Raw genomic sequence first — 21,330 nt, 5'->3', positions numbered from 1 at the left:
CTGTCCCCGCCAGACCGTATTGTCGTTGTAGCGCGCTAGAGCCAGCCCAAGATTATCAGTTTGCCGTAAGACTCGGCCCTATGAGCGATGCGCTAGCCTATCGCGTGAGCATAGACAGTATTACGGGAGACCCCCAGCTGACGCGATGCCAGGGCAACATTGCCGTTGCATTCACGCATCACTTTACGAATTTCGAGGCACTTAACTTCCTTGACCATATGGCCTGTGCAGCTTGAGCAGGCCGCCACATCGAGTTGGCGCTGGCCTAGAATCCGAGTTACCCCTTCGGTGCGGATAACGCCCTCATGATGTTGGATTGCCAGGGTACGCACGCTCCAATCCAAATCGGACAGGTTATTGATTGCGGCAATCTCCTTTAGCGCTTCTACGGCGTTGCTGGAGAGCGAGTGCTGCGGTGAGATTGTTGCCAGCATAGCGCAACACAAGAGCCGGAAATCAGACCGGTTGCGCAGTTTGGGTAAGTACAGCGAGAAGCCTGCTAAGCGTTTGCACAGATCGCCAAGGGGCCCTTGAGGATATTGTTCGCCGTCATCGGCCTGTGTGCTGCTGAGGATGACCCACTCACCCTGGGCCAACAAGGGATTGCGCCGATGCAGTAAGCGGTTGAGCAGGGTGTTTAGGCTCGGCACCATGTCTGCCGGCAGAAGATCGACCCGATCGAGATAGAGCGTACCGCCTTGCTTTAAATCTATCTTGTCTTGCTTTAGGGCGCCATCCACAGAATTCGATTTCATTTGCGCGATAAGTTGTGTCTCAACTGAGTCTAAATTTACCGTGGCACAGTCGACTAGGACAAAATTTTCGTCCGGATGTAACTGCTCGTGAATCTCTTCGGCGATCGAATTCTTGCCGGTTCCTGGGCCACCAAAGATCATCACCGGCATGCCCTGCTGGGCCGATTTCTTACCCAACCTCAGGTTGTGACGCAATGCCTCATCGGTGAAAATTCGCCCCGTGGTCGACTCTTCAGTCGTCTTGTGCAGCCGATAGATTGGATCGGCCGGCAAAAAAATCTGGGTCTTAGACAGCTTGCTGTTGGCAGAGTGCGTTAGCCTGAGTCGGGCAAAGTATCCCGCCTGCAACCAGTCCCGGATTTGTACGACTTCGCCTTTGCCGATGCGATCAATCAGTATCCGAAATTGACCCTTAAAGACATCCTGATAAGTGGGTGTGCTCGTCAATATAATGCCGGTCAATAACTCACTCGAGCGGCGATTAGCGCCGGTAATTTGACCTTCTTGATTAAAGGCGATCATGCCCACGTTCTGGGTTTGCAAATACTCTTGGCGGGGATGAAATTGGATAATGTAATCACCACGATGATCGTCGACAAAGAGCCGATTTTCGACATTTTGTGCGGCGAGATTGACCAGCGCCAGGGTGTGATGTTGGCGTGCGGCGACCTCAGATGAGGCATCGAGCAAGCCAATGAGCTGGCCTTTGCTATCAAAGATAGGTGCTGACAGACAGGAAATGCTGCCCTCACGCGCAAAATAATGCTCCCGACCGGTAACATTGCACGACGTGCCGGTATGCAGTGCCAATCCAAGGGCGTTGGTGCCGCGTATATCTTCACTCCAAATCGAACCCGGAAGAATGCTCTTACCGCAGACCGAGGTGCGGAATTCTTCGTCAAGAATATGATCCAGCACTACGCCATCGTGGTCGGCAAAGGCCACCAAAAAATTGGATCCGGCAATCTGTGCGCTGAGCAGCTCCAGTTCGGGCCTGACCAGGCGCAACACTAGATCGAGTTTTTCTCGGCGCTGGAATAAATCTGAGTAGGATACGACGCACTCCTCAGGCTTGCTCACTGGGTCCAGGCCGAGTCGAATACAACGGCGCCAACTGTCTGCAATCGGCTCGGGCACGGCGCCGTAAGCGAATTTTCCGCGCAGCTCCAATGCGTTGCGAGCTTTTTCGAATGCAGTTTCCAAAACAGTCTCCCCCAGAAATTAATTCATAATAGAAGATGCCGGTAAATGGCTTAGAAATAAAGGAAATTCGGAACATTGTTCTATTTTTGAACACCTAAAAGATCCAGCCAAGCAAAAACTGAACACCCATTTATGACTCATGGCTTGCCCAAACGGATATATTTTGACTCTTCACCAAGCACAATATTTTATATTTTCGGAGAGTCCCATGAAGGCACAAGTTTTACATAAGTACGATGACGACCTCACAGCTTCGTCTTGGGTCGACTATATAGATGTTCCAGATCCGATTATCACCAAGGGTTCGGATGTCATCATTCGGATCGGTGGCGCTGGCGTTTGCCGAACCGATTTACACGTAATTGAAGGTATTTGGCGGCCCCACATGGACCCAACGGGTAATGAGCTTTTGCCATTCATCTTAGGTCATGAAAATGCCGGTTGGATTGAAGACGTTGGCCCAGAGGTCGTCGGTCTCAAGAAGGGTGATCCCGTCATTGTTCATCCTAAGATTTCAAACGGTACCTGCCTAGCGTGCCGTCGTGGCGAAGATATGCACGGTGAGGGCACCTTCCCAGGGCTCGATTCCAACGGTGGTTACGCAGAAGCATTGGTAACCTCAGAGCGCAACATCATCAAGCTGCCAAAATCATTACTGCCGAAGGAAGTTGCACCTTACTCCGATGCCGGCCTGACAGCCTATCGCGCGGCCAAGAAAGCAACGCGTCATCTGCTGCCGGGTCAATATTGTGTGGTCATCGGCGCGGGCGGTCTGGGCCATATTGCCATCCAAGTATTGCGCGCGATGTGTGCTGCCGAAATTATCGTCGTGGATACCTCTGCCGCTTCTTTGGAACTGGCCGGTAAATGTGGTGCCGATCACCTAGTGCGAGCCGACGGTGGCGAAGTAGATGCCGTTCTGTCGCTGACCAAAGGTCACGGCGCCGAAGCAGTATTGGATTTTGTCGGTGAGAACGGTACAACTCGCAAGGGTCTTGAAATGACTCGTGCAGCCGGTAGCTACTATGTCGTTGGTTATGGCGAAAATATTCAGGTGCCGACAGTTGATTTAGTGATTTCAGAAAAGAACATCATCGGCAACCTAGTCGGTACTTGGGCCGAGCTGACCGAATTGATGGAGCTGGCTAACCGTGGGTTGGTCGATTTAACGACCAAAGAATATGCCCTCAGCGATGCCAACACCGCGTTACGCGATTTACATCAAGGTAAGATCCATGGTCGCGCGGTATTGATACCGTAAAGCCAGCTGCAAACCAATTTAGACCCGAGGGGTTGTCTAGTCGTGGCCCCTGCAAGACCGGCTAAACCCAATGACTGGGTTAGGTCACACAGCACGCCTACAAACATAAAAATATATAAACATACAAAAATAAAAAAAGAGAGGAAGACCATGAAGAAGTTTATAAAATCTGCGTCCGTCCTGGCGCTTGCGGCGTCGGCTACGCTGCCGGCATTGGCACAGGATTACTCATCCTTCGGCATTGAAAAAGACCTGCCGGGCACCTGTAGCTATGCAGCTACCGACGCCAAGGACTATTCTGGACGTTCGTTAAACATCATTACCCATGCTATCCCGGTAATCGGTGAGCCTACTGCATTGCACGCAGAGCAGTTTGCTGAACTGACGGGTGCAGAAGTGAATGTTGTTCACGTACCCTTTGGCGATCTGTTTCAACGTATTATGATCCCGTTCCAAAGCGACCAAAACGCCTATGACGTTATGTTCTACCCATCGCTATGGATTGGTGACTTCAGCCGTTTCTTGGCCCCGGTGCCAGACGCCTATATTAATTCCACGGGCATGATGGATGTCACACCAAGCTTCACCGGTGTTGCAACCTGGAACGATGAGATGATTCAGTATCCAATGGATGGCGATCGTCATTATCTGAAGGTCCGTACTGATATCTTCGACAACGCCGACGTGCAGGCCAAGTACCTGGCCGATACCGGGAGCGAACTTGTTATTCCTGAGACTTGGGAAGACTACAACAAGGTTGCCGCCTATTTCAACGATCGCGATTGGGACGGTGATGGCGAGCTGAACTATGGTTCTGCCGAGGTTGCTAAGCGTGACGATCTGATGTTCTCGGCCTTTATTAGCCGGGTCGCACCTTATGCCAAGCATCCAGATGTCGAGGGTGGTTTTTTCTTCGATCTGGAAACCATGGAACCCTTGATCAACACCCCGGGATTCGTGCGCGGTCTTGAGCTCTTTATCGATGCCCAAGCGAGCTTCCCACCCGGTGGCAAGAACTTCGGTTTAGGCGATGAGATCTTCTCATTTGGTGGCGGTCAGACATTGATGAGCTACAGCTGGGATGATGCTTATATCCAGGCTAACCAAGCCGATAGCCGAATCCGCAACAAGGTTGCCGCTGCGCCGCTTCCAGGTGCCTCTGAAGTTTGGAACCGTGATACGGGCAAATGGGATACCTTCTCTACGCCCAACCGCGCGCCCTACATGACATGGGGCTGGTCTTCAGCCGTCTCTACCCTGTCTAAAGAGCAAGAGATGGGATTTGATTTCTTGTGCTTCTTCTCCAATGAAGCCAATGCCGAGCATGATATGCAGATTGGTCGTTTCGGTGTGAACCCATACCGTAATAGCCACTTCGATGTCGATTACTGGAAAGGCCAAGGCTGGGAAGATAAGACGGCTCAGACCTATGTCACCACGTTGTCTGAGATGGAAGAAAGCAAGAACCGCGTTTTTGACCTCCGGGTTCCAGGCGTAAGTCAGTTCATGTCCTCCATGGCAAACGGCGTTGCCGAAGCAATGGCTGGCCAGAAAACGGCTCAAGAAGCGCTAGACGATGTAGCGAAAGAATGGGCCGAAATTACCGACCGGATTGGCAAAGATCGGTTGCGTGATGCATATGCCAACGTTGTTAAGTTAGAAGACAACGAAGGCTGATGAAAAGGGGTGGGCACTCTCTGGTGCCCACCACCAATCTCAGGATAAATACAAATGCTATCTTCAAAACATTTCTTTTTGCTTCCAGCCCTTTTAACGCTGGTGGCCATTATTTTGTTCCCTCTGTTGTTTACCGTACGCGTGAGTTTTTCCAGCTGGGATGTGTTCCAGTCGGGCTTGGACTTCATTGGCGGCAAAAACTACGGTCGGGTGTTCGCGGATGAACGATTTTGGCAGAGCCTGGGGCGTTTGTCATTGTTGTCCGTAATTTCGGTTTCACTGCAATATACCCTTGGTTTCGCGCTGGCCCTTGCTGTTTGGAAGCAGGTTCGCGGCGGACGTTTTTTACGGGTCTTATTTTTAATCCCGATGATGACTACACCAGTAGTTATGTCGGTTATCTGGCGAACTGTGTTCCATGAAAGCTTGGGACCGGTCAATGATATTTTAGGCATGTTTGGTATAGGTGCGGTACCGTGGCTTTCGAGTGCGACCGGGGCCTTTATCAGCGTATTAATTGTCGAAGTATGGCAATGGACGCCGTTTATGTTCTTGCTGTTGCTGGCCGGCTTGGTGTCATTACCCCGCGAGCCTTACTTGGCGGCCGCGATTGACGGCGCCGGCACATGGCGAACCTTTTGGCAGGTTACGTTTCCGCTTATGGCACCGATCACCATTGGTGCGTTAATTATCCGCCTGATTGAAGCCTCAAAAATCATGGACACGGTCTATGTCCTGACGTCGGGTGGGCCGGGAACGGCAACTGAAACCTCGTCTTATTATATCTACATCCGCGGTTTACGCGACTTTCAAATTGGCTACTCCGCGGCGTTATCGTTGGTCTATCTGGTGATTATGATTATCAGCCTCACCGTGATCGCGAAGCTCTTGATGCGCACGCTGGTCGGAAAGGACGGATAAAATGAACAAGTTCTATCATGCTCTCAAAACTGCTTTTCTGCTCGGTTGGTCGATCTTTGTGGTGTTTCCCTTTCTGTGGGCGCTGACCACCTCGTTTAAAGATGCCAACGCTGTTACCAGCGGCGCGACCTATATCCCCTGGGTCGATTTCGAACCCTCAACCCAGGGTTGGACCTCGCTCTTTACCACGGGATCGCAGGGTATCAACATAGTCGGCCCCTTTATCGATTCGGCGGCGGTGACGCTCATCGCCAGTCTGGTCAGTTTGGCGCTCGGCACATTGGCGGCCTACGGCTTGTCGCGTTTTGAGTATCGCTTGGGTTTCGTCAAAAATGCCGATATCACCTTCTTCTTTATCTCGCAGCGTATTATGCCACCCATCGTATTGGCGATTCCGTTCTTCCTGATGTTGAAAGAACTGGGTGCGTTGGATACCATTTTCGGACTGGTGTTGGTCTATATCGCCTTGCTGTTACCTATCGCGGTTTGGGTGATGACCGACTTCTTCGCCGGTATCCCGAAAGAACTGGACGAAATGGCCATGACCGATGGCTGCAGCCCGATCGGTGCGTTTTTTCGAGTGGTGCTGCCGAACTCGGTGCCAGGGCTCGTCGTGGCGGGAATGTTCTGTTTGATCTTTGGCTGGAATGACTTCTTCTTTGCCTTTACGCTCACGTTCACTGAAACGCAGCTGCTGCCGGTTTCAATCGTATCCCTTAATTCCTCTGTGACACCTTGGTGGTCGCTGTCAGCCTTCGCGCTGATTTCCGTCGCGCCCTTGGCGTGTGTTGCAGTCATCGTCGAGCGCTATATGTCGCGCGGCACAATGTCGGGGGCCATCCGGTAGATATCATGCTACAGATAAACCAATTAACCACTGTTGATCCCAAAGTATCTCTGAACGATGTCTCATTCCTCTTCGAGGCGGGAAAAATCTATACCATCCTGGGCCGAACCGGCGCCGGAAAGACCGAGCTCTTGCGTGCCCTGATGGGTCTAAACCCATTGGCCGCGGGCGACATTCACCTAGATGGCACCGATATTTCAGAGCGCCCGATCCGGGCACGCAATATGTCGCTGGTCTACCAGCAGTTTATTAATTATCCCCATCTAAGTGTCTTGGATAACGTCGCCTTTCCACTGCGCCGCCAGGGCAAGAAAAAGCCCGAAGCCCAAGCGCTGGCGACTGATATGCTCGCCTCAGTCGGCTTGGGCGATTTTCTGGAACGTCGTCCGGCTCAGCTTTCCGGTGGCCAGCAGCAGCGTGTTGCCTTGGCCCGTGCGATGGTGAAGAAATCGCGCATCCTGATGCTGGATGAGCCCTTAGCCAACTTGGATTATAAGTTGCGTGAACAGCTGCGCGAAGAATTTCCACGCCTCGTTGCCGCCAACAGTGACAGTGTGATCCTGTACACCACGACCGAGCCGCGCGAAGCCATGGAGCTAGGTAACACCATGATTATTATGCACAACGGCAGCATCGTCGCCAGTGGGCCGCCAGCGGAGCTGTTTGCCCATCCGCCGACCATAGATGCCGCCAGTGTGATAAGCGATCCGCCGATTTCGTTTATTTCTGGTTTTGTGCGCAACAACGAGCTTTTCTTTGCCGAAGGTAAACCGGCCCCCAGCGACGGCTTGGTGCTGCCGTCGGACGGACCTGTCACCATCGCGCTGCGACCCGATGCGATCGAGCCGAATGGTCCATTGCAGGCCACCATCGGTTTGTCCGAATTCAGCGGTTCGGAAACTATTATCCATCTCGATTTCGACTTTGGTAGAGCGATAATGTTGGTCGAAGGCATTGGCAGTTTTGAGGTCGGTGAGACCTTGAAGGTCTCGATTCAGGCTGAACATATCATGCTATTTGCACCAGACGGCCGCAATATTACGACTAGGAGCAATTGACATGGCTGAAATCATATTGGAAAACCTCGGGCACAGCTATTTGTCCGACCCGAGTGGCGACAACGACTATGCGCTTAAGCCGGTCAACCTTACCTGGCAGGACGGCAAGACCTACGCCCTGTTAGGGCCTTCAGGGTGTGGCAAGACGACGATGCTGAATATCATCTCAGGCCTAGTGCCGCCATCGCACGGGCGCCTGTTGTTCGATGGTCAAGACGTTACTCAAATGGCCACATCTGCGCGCAATATTGCTCAGGTGTTTCAGTTCCCGGTGATCTATTCGACCAAGACAGTGCGCCAAAATTTGGCCTTTCCGTTGGAATGTCGTGACGTCGCACCGGGCCGGATTAAAGAGCGTGTGGCCGAGGTGTCTGCGCTGCTCGATTTGGATTATGCGCTCGATATGCCGGCCCGTCGGCTCAGCGCAGATCAAAAACAACTGATCTCCCTGGGACGCGGGCTGGTGCGTGAAGACGTCAGCGCGATCTTGTTGGATGAGCCGTTGACCGTAATCGACCCGCAAATGAAATTCATGCTGCGGCGCAAACTGCGCGAGATTAATCGTAAGACCGGCGTCACGATGATCTTGGTAACCCACGATCAGAGTGAAGCGATGAGTTTTGCCGATGAAATCGTCGTAATGAAAGACGGGCGCGTGCAGCAGTCCGGCACGCCCGCGGAGCTCTTTTCGCGGCCCCAGAACGAATTCGTGGGTTACTTCATCGGTTCACCGCCGATGAACATGATCACCCTAAACGCCCGTAAGGACGCACTCGGCACCGATGCATTAAGCCTCACCAAGGCCTTGCCCAGCGACCCTAACGCCGGCTTGCATCAGCTGGGGATTCGACCTGAACATATAGCATTGGTTAGCGCCACGGACCAAAACATGGGCACCGGGACTATCAAGAAGATTGAGCACCTTGGTGTTGATGGCATCGTTACGCTGGAGCTATCGGCCGGAGTGGTGATCAAGGCTAAAACCCGTAAGCACACCGGGATGCAGGTCGGTAACGCGATGGGCATCAACGTGCGCGCAGAAGATGCGCTCCTCTATGTCGAGGGAGCCCTCGCCGCCGCGCAATAGCCCAGATCGAGTCGTAGGCTGCCGGTTAGATGTGGCAGCCTTTTAAACCGGGACAGATTTATTTGTTAAACCGGGACAGATTTATTTTGTTAATTTATTTGGATAACTGAGGCAAATTTATTAATTGGTGATCTTGTGCTCTTTGGCTGGCCGACCTGGACGTTTGAATTCTAGTCTTATTCCTGTTCGTAGCTCGATTTCCTCGACGAACGGAGCCTTACCCGTAAGGCGATTGCTTTCAAGCATCTGGGATATGAAAATTGCTTCAGATATAGAGGAGCCTTTCGCTACAAACTCTCTGTAATGATTAAAACCGATGTCATTTAGTTTCTTAAACGCAGTGCGATCAATTATTTGGGGTGGTGATAGACCTGCATTCTCCTGATAGCTTGACCATCGATAATGCTCTGGCTGGGCAACCATCTTCGCCTTGACTGGATTTAGTTCAATATAGCGACAACATTGCAGGAAGTATGAATCACTTTCGACGATACTCATTTTATAACGACCCTCCCACAGTGATCCTGTTCGGTGTTCTTGTTTGTTGACATAACGTGTCTGCCGCCCAGCTAAACGCTTCATCAGTAATCCAATACTTTTTACATTATCGCCGGGGTCGAGCAGTAAATGAACGTGATTAGTCATCAAACACCAGGCGTAAACATTAACTGACAGTAACCGTGTCCATTTAACCAGGGTGTTGAGATAATAGGAATAGTCTGCATTCTCTACGAATATGGCATTCTTGTTGTGTCCGCGCTGAACGATATGATGTGGCATATTTGGGGCCACCACTCTTCCAATCCTTGGCATAGCAAACTCCTTTTGCTTCGTTTCGAGATTACAAACTATAGGACATGTAGGTAGCATATTAAAAATTTAAAATTTAATAAATCTGTCCCAGTTTGGGATTGATACGATCGCCAAACGCCGGACACAAAAAAGCCCACATTGCTGTAGGCTCGATCGTGAAATTTGTAATGGTGCCCAGACGCGGAATCGAACCACGGACACGGGGATTTTCAGTCCCCTGCTCTACCAACTGAGCTATCTGGGCGTCGTTAGCCGCTAAATTTCATTGCGTCAACGGGGGCGTATTAAACGGATTTTCGGCCAACTCGTCAATAGCTATTTTGCTAAATGTTTGATTTTTTTAAAGAAACTTGTCGATTGGCGATAATGTGAGCGAATCGGCCTTAGTTCGGATGCACAGCATTGCTCCGATTTGGGGTGGTCGACCCGGATCGTCCGGCTGTGCCTAAACAGGGGGCATGTAGGAGTGGTTGTGCTTGGAAGGGGGTAGGGCAGGGTAACTGCCCTTGCCCCTGTCTGAGGCCGGTTTAGAGGTCGCCGAGTTCATCGCTGAACCAGATCTTGCGTTTAAAGCGCGGGTTCTTCGATGACATGTCAATCTTATAAGGATTATTTTCGATCGCCTGTGGAATTTCGAGAATGGCGCACAGTTCTTGGGCAATCCATTTTTCAACCTTCAGCACGACCAACTTTTTGCGCAGTCGGCCCTGTTCATCGCGGTTAAGGATGGTCGGCAGGGTATTGAGCGTGAGGATCTCGCCGATCGCCTTATGGGCCATGCGTTCGCGACCCTCGTCGCTGGCATAGAAGTGGGACACGGCAAACACCATGCGCTGTGGGTTCAGCTGCTTGAGGAACTGGCACGACTGCACCACGGTTGAGCCGGTACGGACCATGTCGTCGAATAGGACGATGCTGCAGCCGTCCAGGCCTTCGAAGGTATGCTCACTCTCCTTGTGCAGGGAAATTTCGACCTTGCGCTCGGAGTTGCGGATCTTATCGAGCATGATAAATTTGGCTTTGGCCAAGCCCAGGGTTTCGAACATGACCTTGACGAAGTCGCGCGCGCCCTTGTCTGGTGCACAAAGCACCAAGCCTTCACCCTCGGGGCCGTAGTTGAGGATGTTGGAGTTGAGCAGGTAGTGGGAGTAGATTTCATAGGGAATGAGGTTGTGAAAGTCACCTTCAAACACATCGCTGAAGATCTTTTGCACCGAATGCGAGTGGTTGTGAATGGTCAAGACCGTATCGACACCAGATAGCTTGAGCAGCTGTGCATAGAGTTTGGAGGTAAAAGCCTGGCCGTCGAACTTTTTGATATCGTGGATATCGCGTTCAAACAGGGTTTCACCCAGGCCTCTGCGTGCGCCGCGGTCTTGGGCGCTGAAAAACAGGTCCGGCTCGACCAATACCACCCGTGTTGCGCCGTTTTCTTTCGCGCCACGGGCGATAATCAGGTTATGCATCGCCAGTTCCTGGCGTGTTTTGACATGGCTGCTGGTGCTAACGATCACCACTGTCTTACCGACTAGGCTGTGTCCGATGGTGTCGAAGTCCAATTCATCGGAAATAAAGCGCGGGCAAAATTCAGAATTCATGAACTGTTTCATACTAATAAGGTCGGCTATGTCCTCGTGCTGGCCCATGGCATAGGCAACATCAATAGCAAACGGATTGTCGGCGAGGTTGCTGACAATAACTACATTATTAGACCATTCGGTCGGAAAAGTCATGAAAGAGATCCTTATGGAATCGTTTAGGTTAGGCCGTGCGCGTCAGAGTGATAGTTTACCGGTAGGGGTACCCGCTTTGATACTGGGTATTTATACAAATTTGGCCTCAATCGCTAATAGTTATAGAAGCCAATCGCTTGTAGCAGAGCCTATTTGCCCCAACATTAGCTTACCGGGCGGCCAATTCGGCCCATAATGCAGGCCAAGCCGATGCCTATACTTTGGTGTTACAGTGCGGCTTGGTCTGATCATCAGGAGCAATAATGTTCGATAAACTCAAGGGTGCGGCCCAGTCGACGCAACGGACCCTGGGCCAGATAGTGAATCCGGCGCGCAATCAGGCGATCGAGGCGAACTATCATATCGAGCCCAATAAACTGCCTACCCTATGGTTATTAGGCAAGACCGGGGCGGGTAAGTCGTCGCTGGTGCGGGTGGTGACGGCCGATACCGAGGTCGAAATCGGTGCCGGCTATAAGCCGTGTACGCAAAGTTCACACAGTTACGATTTCCCCCCGGATAAACCCCTGTTTCGCTTTCTCGACACCCGCGGCTTGGCCGAGGCCGACTATGATGCCCAGGCCGATATAGCCGTGTTGCAAGCCACCAGTAACGCAGTAGTATTGGTGATGAAACTCGATGACCCAGAGCAGAGCAGCGTGCTCGGGGCCTTGCGACAAATTAAGAAGAACAAGGGGCTACGCCAGATCCTCTTGGTCCATACCGGCCTGAATCTGCTGCCCGATGCGGACGACCGGCAACGTTGCCAGCACTTTAATCAAGCTCAGGTCGAGCAGCTCTGGGGTCAGGCTATACCGGCCGTGGCGGTCGACCTAGTTAGCGCCGACGCCGAGCGCAATGGTCAGGTCGATCTATTGGCCGCTCTCGGCGCCCTACTGCCAATCTTGGCGCTGGCTCAGGAGCGCGAGCAACAGCAAGATTTGGAGCAAGACAGTTTTCTGCAGCTGAAAAATGAACTGCTCTGGTACGCCGGGATTGCCGGCACCAGCGATACCTTACCCGGCGTCGGCTTGGTGTCGGTGCCCTTGCTGCAAGCTAAAATGCTCCACAGCCTGGCCCAGCACTATGGTGTGCACTGGGGCCGGCGCGAGATGAGTGAGTTTTTCGGCACCTTGGGCACCGGTTTTGGTATCCAATATGCGGCCAAGCTGGGCATCCGGCAGCTGGTGAAGTTGCTGCCGGTATACGGCCAAACGGCGGGTGCGGCCTCGGCCGCGGTGATGAGTTTTAGTACCACCTACGCTATTGGTCGAGTGGCCTGCCATTATTTATTTCATAAGTGTCGCGGTGAACCCTTGTCGCGCGATGCGCTGCAGAGCCTCTATCAAGAGGCCTTTAGCAGCGCCAAACCAGGAGCGCCCGGTGCCAAGTCCGAACCCGCCAACAAGCCTTAAACGCCTATTCAACCTAGTCAGTCGCGGCTCGCGCTGGATCTTGCCTTTTATGGCCATCGGGATGGTAATTCCCTTTATGATTTTGGCCGGTTTCGGTACCGTCGCGCTGGTCCAGCAGGGCTATAGCCTGGAGTTCTTGGGCTTAATCACCGGCTGTACGGTGTTGGTCTATGGTGTTTTCTGGTTTTGGTCTCGGCAACATAAGACCGACTTCAGCCTCGAAGCCGACGCCGCCCTGGTCATTGCCTCTGCCGATTGGAGTGAGTTCGATAACGAAGTTTGGCGCCAATTGAATCAAGGTATCAGCAACCAGTTAACGGAACCGCTGGCCTGGGACGGTTTAGTGGAACAGGGCCTGGTGTTGATGCAGCAGACGGCGCAGCACTATGGCAAGGCGCCCTATAGCTTTACTGTGCCGGAGTCGCTCAAACTGATCGAAGAGATCAGTCGGCGTTATCGAATCTTGCTCAAAGACAATGTCCCGATGATCGAAAAACTCACCATCGGCCACTTCAAATATGGCTTCGAGCAAAAGCAAAACCTAGCCAAGGGCAGTCAGGTCTATCGTTACGCCAGCTATCTGTATCGGGCCTTACGATTGGTTAATCCGGTCAGCGCGGTGGCCGCGGAGGTGCGCAAGGTGGTGTTCGATGAGTTTATTAAGCGCATCGGCGCTGAATCCCAGGTACGCCTAAAGCGGGCGCTGATGCAAGAGGTGGTCTCGGTGAGTATCGATCTGTACAGCGGTCGCTTTTCCGTCGACGACGCCGACCTGGGTCAGAGTCGGGCGGCCCTAGTCGACCAACAGCGGCCCGTGCTCGAATTGGAGCCCTTGCGGGTCGGCCTAGTGGGGCAGGTCAGTGCCGGTAAGTCGTCCTTAGTGAATGCGCTAAGCCTCGATCTGGCCGCCGAAGTGGATTTGTTACCGACCACTCAAGCGGCGCGCGTCTACAGTTGTCGGATTGAGGGTCACGATGCCTTGCATCTGATCGACTTGCCCGGTCTGGACGGCCAGGCGAAAACCACCGAGTTACTGGTGCAAGAAATCCAACAGTGCGATCTGATTATCTGGGTGCTCAAGGCCAGCCAGCCCTCGCGTCAGCTCGACCTGGATTTCCAACGTGCGCTGACAGCCTATTACCAAGCGGATAAACAACGTTCACGCAAACGGCCGCCGATCCTGGCGCTATTGAACCAGGTCGACCTGCTCAATCCGGTCGAGCACTGGCAGCCACCCTATGATCTAAACCAGCCCGATAGCGCCAAGGCGAAAACCATCAATGAGGCGCTGGCTTACAATCGTGAGCTGTTGGGCTTTGCTAATCTGTTGCCCTTGTCGGTCTCAGCCCAGCGGGAACATTTTAATTTGCCTGCCGTACACCAGCAGCTGGATCACTATTACAGTCAAGGGCTGCAGACGCAGCTCAATCGCCGCCGCCAAGAAGGTCGTGGCAATGTGAACTTGAGCGAGCAATGGTCGCGTTTGGGGCGGGCGGGCAAGTCGCTGTTTGGTGTGATGGCGAACAGCGCCACTCCCCCGGATCGGCACCGATAGCGCGCTGCTGCGCGCTCAGCCTGAAGAATTCGAACCGATGCCCAAAGCGGTCTGCCGCCAAGCGGGCAAACTAAGCCAAGATAGGGCTGGCAGCGCCGTGGCCAGCAGTCTATAGTGCGCTTCTTTTTAAACCGACGTGATGTTTTGACGTTACAGTGTTCGATTTACCGCAGTTTATGCATTCAGAGGATTCACCATGACCACATCTACTAAAAACCGCCGCCTGAGAAAGAAATTATACCTCGATGAATTCGCCGTTATGGGTTTTGATTTCTCCTGTAAACTGAACGCGGAATCCGGTCTGGATCCAGAGCAGTTTTTTGATACCTTGATCGACTTTATCGATGCTCAAGACCTGATGATCGATATCGGCGGCAGCAAGTTCGAATTCGTCGGTTATGTCACCACCGCAGCCCGTTACGGCTCTGCGACTGAGGCCAACCGTACCGATCTGACCGCGCTGTTGAGCTCGATTGCCGGTGTTGAAGATGTAGTGGTCAGCGAAATGACCGACGCCTACTACGGTATGTAATTTTTTGTTAACCTGGGCTGTCTCCAGCCCAGGTTTTTTCCGTCCGAGCCTTCTTCGTGCGCTCTTTTGCCTTCCCCCGCACCTCAGCCAATACCCCATACGACAAGACTAAACTCAGCATTTTGGCCCAGACCCAGTTCGCCTTTAGTCGGCCAAAGCACGCCGTGCCTGACGGATGCCGCCTAGATTTTTAACCTTGGTGTATCCCATCTTGCGCAGCATTTTCTCCGCCGTACCGGCACGGCCGCCACTTTGGCAATAGAGCAAAATGGGCGTGTCTTTCGTCGGCGCGAGCGTCGCGATGCGCCGGCTGAGTTGATCATTGGGTACCAGTATGGCCCGGTCGAGATGGCCCTGGTTGAATTCGCCGAGTGTGCGGCTATCGATCAGCACGCCCTGTTCCAGCCAGTTCGACAGCGGTTCATCGCTGCCAGCCTTATCGCCGCCGCAGGCGCTCAAGGTCAGGAGGATTATTAGGCTGGCTATTAGGTTTTTCATCAGTTTCTCATCATCTCCGGTATGGCCAGTTACCCTTGCCCCAAGGCCCGGCTAAGCAGAACGGCAGGGGGCTACTTGGCTGCAATGCTGTGCAACGTATGCCGGCTTATGTCACATTCGCCGCTGTCGGTATTGACCGAGGCGGACTCTTCCGAAATGGTCACAAACCACTTCATCGTGCGCACCAGGTGGCTGCTGAGTTGGTCGATCTCGGCGGCGTCAAACTGGTAGTAATTGGCCTGCAGGGCTTTGAATTTGTTGGCCGACTGGGACCACCAGACATCACTCTTGGTATTGAAACTGTAGACGCGCACCGCCTTGCATTGGTGGCTGGCCTTTTTAACCCGCTCCGGCGCCGGTTCGCCCAGTTCGACCCACAGCTTGATCTGATCATCGAGACTGCGTGCCCAGATATCGGGCTCCTCTACCTCACTGATGCCCTTGGTAAAACTCAAGTCATCCTCGGCTTCGAAACAGAAGGCCATCAATCGCGCCATCAACCGATTGTCACTCTCCGACGGATGTTGGGCTATGGTTAGGTTGAAGCTTTGGTAATAGTGTCGGTTTAGGTCCGATAAATTTAAATTCAACTTGTAGATTACGGGTTTGAGCGCCACGGAGGATCCTTGCTTTAGTTTGGCCGACAGGATAACAGATATGGCGCGCCAGACAGCACTGTTTACCCGGGCCCATAGAGACCTGGCCCGAGCGTCTGTGACCGACCCCGGTCATTGATCTGGCCACGGCTTTAGGCAACAATGGCAGGTGACCTGCTCGATCCAATTCTGCTCAACACAGCGAGGCTCAACAGCGCCGATGGCAAAACCACTGTCCAATGAAATTCAGGCCGATGCTCTAAAGATGGCCCATGTGCATCAAAAGCCGGGTCAAACTAAGGCCCAAACCAAGCTGGTCGCCCAAGGTATCGAGAAGGGCATTGCCGAATATAAGAAGTTGCAAAAAGCCAAGGGCCGCGAGCGCGATAAGGAGCGCAAGAAGGCTCTGGCGGCTGCGGCTAAGCTGGCAGCAGAAGATACGACATTGGTCGATGAGTCTTCGGACAGCGGGGCAGGGAACTGGGTGCCTTGGCTATTGTTAGTGCTCAGTTGGCTGGGTTTTGCGATCTACGAGGGGCTGAGCCACTTGGCCGGATAGATGAGCCTGCCCATCGACACCTTCGTCGCGCCGCCCTGTTCCGAGGCGATCCGTATTCTCTATCAGGACGACAGCCTGTTGTTGATCAACAAACCGAGCGGGCTGCTCTCGCTGTCGGGCAAAAACCCGCTCAACTGGGATTCAGTGCACTATCGGCTGGTGCAACAGTTTCCCACGGCGCTACTCTTGCATCGACTCGACTTGGGCACCTCTGGGGTCTTAGTGATTGCGCTGAATAAGCCGGTTGCGGCCCATATCAATCGGCAATTCCAGGCCCGCACCGTGGTTAAAACCTATCAGGCGGTGCTGGCCGGATGCCTCAAAGAAGAGACCGGGCAGATCGATCTGCCCATAGCGAAAGACCCGATTAATTTCCCGCGCTTGAAGGTGTGTTTGACCAGCGGTAAGGCCGCTAGTAGCCACTATCGGGTACTGGAACGGATAACCGGGCAGGGTGATGCGCTGGGCAGTACTCGAGTCCGGTTTAGTCCGCTGACCGGCCGGACCCACCAACTGCGCATTCACAGTGCCGCATTGGGCCATCCGATCCTGGGCTGCGATCTCTATGGTACGCCGCAGAGCGAACGGATGGCCAGTCGATTACTGCTGCATGCCGAGACCCTAGCCTTTGAACATCCGGTTAGCGGTGAGCGCTTTTTAGGCCGCAGTGACTGTCCGTTTTAACGGACCGTTCTTAGCGACTGTTTTAAGCCACCAAGCCCATCAAACCGCGGCCTTACTCGGTTTCGGGCACATAGCCTTCGGCTTGATCGAAATCGGCATCGGACAAAAACAGCGTCATCTGCTCGCCCAGGTAACGCCGATCGTCGGCCTTGCTCATCACCAAATGTTTTTCGTTGATCAGCCGAGTTTGGTGTTCTTGCCATTGCTGCCAGGCTTGCTGCGAGACCGTCTCGAACAGCTGCTGGCCCTTGGGTCCGGGAAAGGGCGGCCGTTCCAGGCCGGGCAATTCGCGCTTAAATTTACTGCATACTACCAGTCGAGTCATGGAATACCTTTAATTAATCGTTAAGTTTTTAAGCCAAATACGTTTGTTAATGCGTGACCGAAACAGCGCCACCTTAGCAGCCTCTTCGGCGACCGTGACCATCACCACCAGCCACAAGGGTAGGCCGAAATATAAACCCGCCAGCGCCACCAAGGGCAGGGCCAGTAACCAAATTGAGATCAGCTCGAGCCTCAACACATAGGGGTTGTCACCCCCGGAGCGCAAGACGCCAATAACGGCAATCAGATTGTGAGTCTTAATCGGCAAGGCTAGGCAATAGATCAGCCAGACCCCCAATAAGAGGTCCTCAACCGACTCGCTGATACCGCTGAATTGGGCGATAAAAAATTGACTCAAGAGCATCATGACAAAGGCAAATACCAGCGCTGCGAGTGGAAATCGGGTTAAGACATACTGGTTCAAGGCCCAAGCCTCGTCAAACTCGTTGCGCCCCAGATGCTGACCCAGCAGAATCCCTGTGGCCACACCAAAGCCGATAAAAACATCAACCAACATGTTCTCGATGGGTGACAGCAGGCTCATCGCCGCCAGTTCATTTGGGCCCATATAGGAATAGACAATAAAGAAGGCAAAAATACCGGCTGACCAAAGCGCTTCCTGGATCGTCAGGACCTTGCCTTGATGCCAGATTTGCGCGATGGCTTGACGTTGCCAAACCCAGGTCGGGCGCAGATGGCGGATCAGCACGATCAAGAGCAGGCTGACCTCCAATAAGCGCGAGAGATTGGTTGCCACGGCCACCCCCGGCATGCCGATGCGCAACGACTCGATCGGGCCAAAGAGCACCAGGTAGTTCATGCCGGTGTTACTCAGCAGCGCAATGACCGAGGCGACCATGGGCCAGATACTATCACCGGTCGCGCGCTGAACGGTGGCCAGGACCATGCTGATACCGGTAAGCAGGATAAAGGGCGAGGTCCAGCGCCAATAGAGGTCGGCGATCTGCACCACCGCCGCATCCGGGCTCAATAAGGCCGCCAGCGGGTGACTGGCAAAAAAGCCGAGCAGGGCCAGCGGTACGGTGACTAAGGCGACCCACATCAGGCCGGCAAAGAGCAAGCCATTGACCGCCAACTTGCGTCCGGAGCCCCAATATTGGGCGACCAAAATGGAAATGCCGCTGGTCAGACCAAACAGTGCGACAATAAAGACGAAATAGACCTTGCTGATCAGCCCGACGGCGGCGATGTTGTTGACGCCCAATGAGCTGACCATATAGATATCAACAAAGCTCAGCGATGAGCTGATGAGCGCCTGCAGGCTGACCGGGATGGCAATTCGGAGAATGGCCTTGAGCGGGCTTTTGGCTGGCAGCCCCTGCCCAATCGCGCTCACAGTGCCTGTGCCAGTTTTTGTAACAGGCCCGCGATCGGTGCTGGCAGGCCAACGGCCTGTTCTTCGTCAGGGCGCAACAGCGGGTTATACCAGAGCTGTTCGGTCTCGCGCACCTCGTTCAAGGGTCGACGTATCGCGGCCAGTACCGGAGTGATCTGCAGATGGTAATGACTGAAGCTGTGGCGGAACACCGGCCAGGCATCGAGCGCCTTGACCAACTTGTAGGATTGGCAAAAATCCTCCAGCGCGTCGAGGTCGGCAAATTCCGGAAAGCTGTACAGGCCACCCCAGATCCCGGAATTGGGTCGTTTGCTTAACTGGACATGGCCATCGGGTGTTTGCAGCATCAACAGATGGGTATGCTTAATCGGCTTGATCTGCTTCGGTTTGGCGACTGGCAAGCTTGCCGTCTGCCCGCTTTGCCGGGCCAGGCATTTGGCCGCCAGTGGACAGCGTTCGCACGCCGGCTTAGTGCGCGTGCAGATCAGTGCGCCAAGATCCATCATCACCTGGTTGTAATCGGCAACCCGGGCACTTGGGGTCAGGGTTTCGCTCCAGAGCCAGAGCTGGTCTTGCGACTGGCGGGTGCCGGGCCAATCTTGTAGCGCGAAGAAGCGGCTCAGCACACGTTTAACATTGCCATCGAGAATGGCCGCCCGGACATTGAATACCGAGCTGGCGATGGCCGCGGCGGTTGAACGACCAATCCCCGGCAGGGTAATCAGTTGCTCCGCTTGCTGCGGGAACTGGCCACCCCATTCCTGGACCACCTGTTGCGCGCTTCGATGCAGGTTACGTGCCCGGGCGTAATAGCCCAGACCGGTCCACAGATGCAGCACCTCGTCTTCATGAGCCGCGGCCAAATCGGCCACGGTCGGAAAGGCGAGCAGGAAACGCTCGAAATAGGGGATAACGGTCGTGACCTGGGTTTGTTGCAACATGATTTCAGACAGCCAAACGCGATAAGCCGTCTTGCCCTGCTGCCAGGGCAGGGTTTTACGGCCGTTTTGGTCGTACCAGGCGAGACTTTGTTTACGGAACCAGGCGGTTGAACAATGCATTTAAATATTCTACGTCAGACGCGATCAGGGTGAGTGGGGGCTGCAATTGCGCCGCGATGGTCGGAGCTTCGGTAATCTCCAGGCTCGGCCAGTTGCCGGCGAGACGGCCAAAGCCATAGTCGCCGATGATGCGCTCGGCGCGTTGCGCGGTCCAGTCACCATCATCAAACAGCCAGCGGCCGGCGGCCCGGTCGATACTCAGGCGGCGCATCGTGAGCAGATGACTGTTCTGCTCTTGGTTGGCGGCGATGGTCGCCAACAGCACTTGCGGATCGCGCCAGTCGAGCAGGGCGGCACCCTCCTCGACCGTGCCGGTCATCACCAGGTTGTAACTCTGCCAAGGGCTACCCGCGGGGAAATTGGCCAATAGCGATAGACCGACCTGACCGACCACTTGGCCGTCTTTTAGCCGAGCCTCGTTCGACTGCATCGCGAGCGTATGACCGATATCTTGGTCATCGACATAGGCGATGGCCGAGTCAAACTTGGCCACCTGTAACTGCTCTTGGGCCCAGGTGCCGGCACTGATGCCCCCAGCCCAATCGAGCTTGATCGGATCCGCGACGCTAGTGTTTTGCCAGGCCGATGACCAATTGATAAAGCTGAATTCAAGATCACCATCGGCGGCGATAATCAGCGACTTAATCTTACCGGCTAGCCGAGCACTCCAGTTCTCGATGTTGATCTGGCCATCGAATTGATTCTTACCCAGTACCAGTCGGTCTTGTCCGTCTAGGCCCATAAGCAGCGAATAGTTTAGCCGGGCACTCAACGGCCCACTGTCGATTTGACCCGAGGCTTGCACGGCATATTCCCCGAAGGCACCGTTACGGATCATCGACAGCTCCAGGTGCTGCACCTCGTGCTGACCGTTGGCAATAGCGCCGTTGGTGATCGTCAGCTGGTGTGCACCCAAGGCAATGAGTAAGCGCAATAGGGCGGTATCCACTGGCTGTTGCGGCAAACTGAGCAGGGGTGAACTGAAGCTCAGCGATTCGGCTCGGGGCTTACCGAGCAGAACTGAGAGCAGATTGAAGTTCAGCTCGACCCGTTCGGCGGTAAAAAACCGATCGTCCCATTCGACCTGCAATTGCTGCCAACTGAGCGCGGTGCCCATGCGCTGCTGATCGGCCTGAGCGTGGATCGAAACCAGGGTGTTCGGAGGCAGGTGCGCGCTGAGCCATTGTTCGGGCGAGAAGCGCAACCAATTGAACCCGCTAAAGCCGCTGACCAGCACGAGCAGGCTAGCAGCGAATAGGGCCAGTAGGCGCGCAACGTTGCGATTGAATGCGACAGGACTCAAGAGGACGGGATTCAAGCAATCTACCTCGGTGTAAAAAAACAAAAAGCGGGGTGCCATGGTGCTGCACATCCCGCCTTAACTGGTGTTTCTG

At 53.9% G+C, this 21,330-nt stretch carries 20 protein-coding genes and 1 tRNA gene; 11 read left to right on the top strand and 10 right to left on the bottom strand.

The genetic code is table 11. The features are described from left to right. Window positions 1–92: 92 nt before the first annotated feature. Entirely contained in the window at window positions 93–1,958 is a 1,866-nt protein-coding gene (locus REIFOR_RS13620) for a sigma-54-dependent Fis family transcriptional regulator (protein WP_100258085.1), read from the bottom strand. Between the two features lie 208 nt (window positions 1,959–2,166). Here REIFOR_RS13620 and REIFOR_RS13615 point away from each other — a divergent pair, with 208 nt between their 5' ends. The 6 genes from REIFOR_RS13615 to REIFOR_RS13590 all read left to right on the top strand — a co-directional run bounded on the left by REIFOR_RS13615 (window position 2,167) and on the right by REIFOR_RS13590 (window position 8,809). Then, the gene (locus REIFOR_RS13615) at window positions 2,167–3,219 is read left to right on the top strand and encodes an NAD(P)-dependent alcohol dehydrogenase (RefSeq protein ID WP_162495506.1); all 1,053 of its coding nucleotides are present in this window, start codon (window positions 2,167–2,169) and stop codon (window positions 3,217–3,219) included. A gap of 150 nt (window positions 3,220–3,369) precedes the next feature. Next, the gene (locus REIFOR_RS13610) at window positions 3,370–4,896 is read left to right on the top strand and encodes an ABC transporter substrate-binding protein (protein ID WP_100258083.1); all 1,527 of its coding nucleotides are present in this window, start codon (window positions 3,370–3,372) and stop codon (window positions 4,894–4,896) included. 54 nt (window positions 4,897–4,950) lie between these two features. Further along, entirely contained in the window at window positions 4,951–5,817 is an 867-nt protein-coding gene (locus tag REIFOR_RS13605; protein WP_100258082.1) for a carbohydrate ABC transporter permease, read from the top strand. Window position 5,818: 1 nt separating this feature from the next. Continuing rightward, window positions 5,819–6,664: a carbohydrate ABC transporter permease gene (locus tag REIFOR_RS13600; RefSeq protein ID WP_100258081.1), complete on the top strand. Its 846-nt coding sequence runs from the start codon at window positions 5,819–5,821 to the stop codon at window positions 6,662–6,664. Window positions 6,665–6,669: 5 nt separating this feature from the next. Beyond that, on the top strand, window positions 6,670–7,722 hold the full coding sequence (locus REIFOR_RS13595; RefSeq protein ID WP_100258080.1) for an ABC transporter ATP-binding protein: 1,053 nt from the start codon (window positions 6,670–6,672) through the stop codon (window positions 7,720–7,722). A 1-nt stretch (window position 7,723) separates the two neighbouring features. Further along, the gene (locus REIFOR_RS13590; protein ID WP_100258079.1) at window positions 7,724–8,809 is read left to right on the top strand and encodes an ABC transporter ATP-binding protein; all 1,086 of its coding nucleotides are present in this window, start codon (window positions 7,724–7,726) and stop codon (window positions 8,807–8,809) included. Window positions 8,810–8,929: 120 nt separating this feature from the next. Here the strand turns inward: REIFOR_RS13590 and REIFOR_RS13585 are convergent, their stop codons facing one another. From REIFOR_RS13585 to REIFOR_RS13575, 3 genes are all read right to left on the bottom strand, one after another. Next, complete coding sequence (locus REIFOR_RS13585; RefSeq protein WP_100258078.1) at window positions 8,930–9,622, bottom strand: transposase; 693 nt, start codon at window positions 9,620–9,622, stop codon at window positions 8,930–8,932. Window positions 9,623–9,790: 168 nt separating this feature from the next. Continuing rightward, window positions 9,791–9,866, bottom strand: a tRNA-Phe gene (locus REIFOR_RS13580). A gap of 283 nt (window positions 9,867–10,149) precedes the next feature. Beyond that, window positions 10,150–11,355, bottom strand: coding sequence for a phosphoribosyltransferase family protein (locus REIFOR_RS13575; RefSeq protein ID WP_100258077.1), 1,206 nt, complete (start codon window positions 11,353–11,355; stop codon window positions 10,150–10,152). 263 nt (window positions 11,356–11,618) lie between these two features. Between REIFOR_RS13575 and REIFOR_RS13570 the strand changes: the two genes are divergently transcribed. From REIFOR_RS13570 to REIFOR_RS13560, 3 genes are all read left to right on the top strand, one after another. Next, entirely contained in the window at window positions 11,619–12,770 is a 1,152-nt protein-coding gene (locus tag REIFOR_RS13570) for a YcjF family protein (RefSeq protein WP_100258076.1), read from the top strand. Continuing rightward, complete coding sequence (locus REIFOR_RS13565) at window positions 12,739–14,325, top strand: GTPase family protein (RefSeq protein WP_158524389.1); 1,587 nt, start codon at window positions 12,739–12,741, stop codon at window positions 14,323–14,325. The genes REIFOR_RS13570 and REIFOR_RS13565 overlap by 32 nt, the downstream gene beginning before the upstream one ends. Window positions 14,326–14,521: 196 nt before the next feature. Further along, window positions 14,522–14,857 carry a YggL 50S ribosome-binding family protein gene (locus tag REIFOR_RS13560; protein ID WP_100258074.1) on the top strand — a complete coding sequence of 112 codons (336 nt, stop codon included), beginning with the start codon at window positions 14,522–14,524 and terminating at the stop codon, window positions 14,855–14,857. Between the two features lie 144 nt (window positions 14,858–15,001). On the opposite strand, the gene REIFOR_RS13555 is transcribed toward REIFOR_RS13560, so the two are convergent. Both REIFOR_RS13555 and REIFOR_RS13550 read right to left on the bottom strand, forming a co-directional pair. Continuing rightward, window positions 15,002–15,355: a rhodanese-like domain-containing protein gene (locus REIFOR_RS13555; RefSeq protein ID WP_100258073.1), complete on the bottom strand. Its 354-nt coding sequence runs from the start codon at window positions 15,353–15,355 to the stop codon at window positions 15,002–15,004. 71 nt (window positions 15,356–15,426) lie between these two features. After that, window positions 15,427–15,972, bottom strand: a complete 546-nt coding sequence (locus tag REIFOR_RS13550; protein ID WP_100258072.1) for a YaeQ family protein — start codon at window positions 15,970–15,972, stop codon at window positions 15,427–15,429. 199 nt (window positions 15,973–16,171) lie between these two features. Between REIFOR_RS13550 and REIFOR_RS13545 the strand changes: the two genes are divergently transcribed. Then, window positions 16,172–16,510 (top strand): DUF2956 domain-containing protein, encoded by a 339-nt coding sequence (locus REIFOR_RS13545; RefSeq protein WP_100258071.1) that lies wholly within the window; start codon window positions 16,172–16,174, stop codon window positions 16,508–16,510. After that, window positions 16,511–17,194 carry an RluA family pseudouridine synthase gene (locus tag REIFOR_RS13540; RefSeq protein WP_100258070.1) on the top strand — a complete coding sequence of 228 codons (684 nt, stop codon included), beginning with the start codon at window positions 16,511–16,513 and terminating at the stop codon, window positions 17,192–17,194. Window positions 17,195–17,246: 52 nt separating this feature from the next. Here REIFOR_RS13540 and REIFOR_RS13535 read toward each other — a convergent pair whose 3' ends face one another. Genes REIFOR_RS13535 through REIFOR_RS13520 form a run of 4 tightly spaced genes read right to left on the bottom strand, consistent with a single transcriptional unit; the run spans window position 17,247 to window position 21,254 of the window. After that, window positions 17,247–17,519, bottom strand: a complete 273-nt coding sequence (locus REIFOR_RS13535) for an oxidative damage protection protein (protein WP_100258069.1) — start codon at window positions 17,517–17,519, stop codon at window positions 17,247–17,249. Window positions 17,520–17,528: 9 nt separating this feature from the next. After that, complete coding sequence (locus REIFOR_RS13530; RefSeq protein ID WP_100258068.1) at window positions 17,529–18,875, bottom strand: MATE family efflux transporter; 1,347 nt, start codon at window positions 18,873–18,875, stop codon at window positions 17,529–17,531. Continuing rightward, the gene (gene mutY / locus REIFOR_RS13525; protein WP_100258067.1) at window positions 18,872–19,936 is read right to left on the bottom strand and encodes an A/G-specific adenine glycosylase; all 1,065 of its coding nucleotides are present in this window, start codon (window positions 19,934–19,936) and stop codon (window positions 18,872–18,874) included. Before mutY ends, REIFOR_RS13530 begins: the two co-directional genes overlap by 4 nt. Next, a complete protein-coding gene (locus REIFOR_RS13520) occupies window positions 19,908–21,254 on the bottom strand; it encodes an AsmA family protein (RefSeq protein WP_145980299.1) in 1,347 nt (448 codons plus the stop codon). Before REIFOR_RS13520 ends, mutY begins: the two co-directional genes overlap by 29 nt. Window positions 21,255–21,330: the final 76 nt, after the last annotated feature.

Source organism: Reinekea forsetii (assembly GCF_002795845.1).
Lineage (GTDB): Bacteria > Pseudomonadota > Gammaproteobacteria > Pseudomonadales > Natronospirillaceae > Reinekea > Reinekea forsetii.
This window is presented reverse-complemented; position numbering and strand designations above follow the sequence as displayed.

What these genes read in the sequence shown, in the direction of transcription:
- REIFOR_RS13615 (WP_162495506.1), top strand. Translation starts at nt 2,167, where the DNA reads ATGAAGGCACAAGTTTTACATAAGTACGATGACGACCTCACAGCTTCG.
- REIFOR_RS13610 (WP_100258083.1), top strand. Translation starts at nt 3,370, where the DNA reads ATGAAGAAGTTTATAAAATCTGCGTCCGTCCTGGCGCTTGCGGCGTCG.
- REIFOR_RS13605 (WP_100258082.1), top strand. Translation starts at nt 4,951, where the DNA reads ATGCTATCTTCAAAACATTTCTTTTTGCTTCCAGCCCTTTTAACGCTG.
- REIFOR_RS13600 (WP_100258081.1), top strand. Translation starts at nt 5,819, where the DNA reads ATGAACAAGTTCTATCATGCTCTCAAAACTGCTTTTCTGCTCGGTTGG.
- REIFOR_RS13595 (WP_100258080.1), top strand. Translation starts at nt 6,670, where the DNA reads ATGCTACAGATAAACCAATTAACCACTGTTGATCCCAAAGTATCTCTG.
- REIFOR_RS13590 (WP_100258079.1), top strand. Translation starts at nt 7,724, where the DNA reads ATGGCTGAAATCATATTGGAAAACCTCGGGCACAGCTATTTGTCCGAC.
- REIFOR_RS13585 (WP_100258078.1), bottom strand. Translation starts at nt 9,622, where the DNA reads ATGCCAAGGATTGGAAGAGTGGTGGCCCCAAATATGCCACATCATATC.
- REIFOR_RS13575 (WP_100258077.1), bottom strand. Translation starts at nt 11,355, where the DNA reads ATGACTTTTCCGACCGAATGGTCTAATAATGTAGTTATTGTCAGCAAC.
- REIFOR_RS13570 (WP_100258076.1), top strand. Translation starts at nt 11,619, where the DNA reads ATGTTCGATAAACTCAAGGGTGCGGCCCAGTCGACGCAACGGACCCTG.
- REIFOR_RS13560 (WP_100258074.1), top strand. Translation starts at nt 14,522, where the DNA reads ATGACCACATCTACTAAAAACCGCCGCCTGAGAAAGAAATTATACCTC.
- REIFOR_RS13555 (WP_100258073.1), bottom strand. Translation starts at nt 15,355, where the DNA reads ATGAAAAACCTAATAGCCAGCCTAATAATCCTCCTGACCTTGAGCGCC.
- REIFOR_RS13545 (WP_100258071.1), top strand. Translation starts at nt 16,172, where the DNA reads ATGGCAAAACCACTGTCCAATGAAATTCAGGCCGATGCTCTAAAGATG.
- REIFOR_RS13540 (WP_100258070.1), top strand. Translation starts at nt 16,511, where the DNA reads ATGAGCCTGCCCATCGACACCTTCGTCGCGCCGCCCTGTTCCGAGGCG.
- REIFOR_RS13535 (WP_100258069.1), bottom strand. Translation starts at nt 17,519, where the DNA reads ATGACTCGACTGGTAGTATGCAGTAAATTTAAGCGCGAATTGCCCGGC.
- mutY (WP_100258067.1), bottom strand. Translation starts at nt 19,936, where the DNA reads ATGCATTGTTCAACCGCCTGGTTCCGTAAACAAAGTCTCGCCTGGTAC.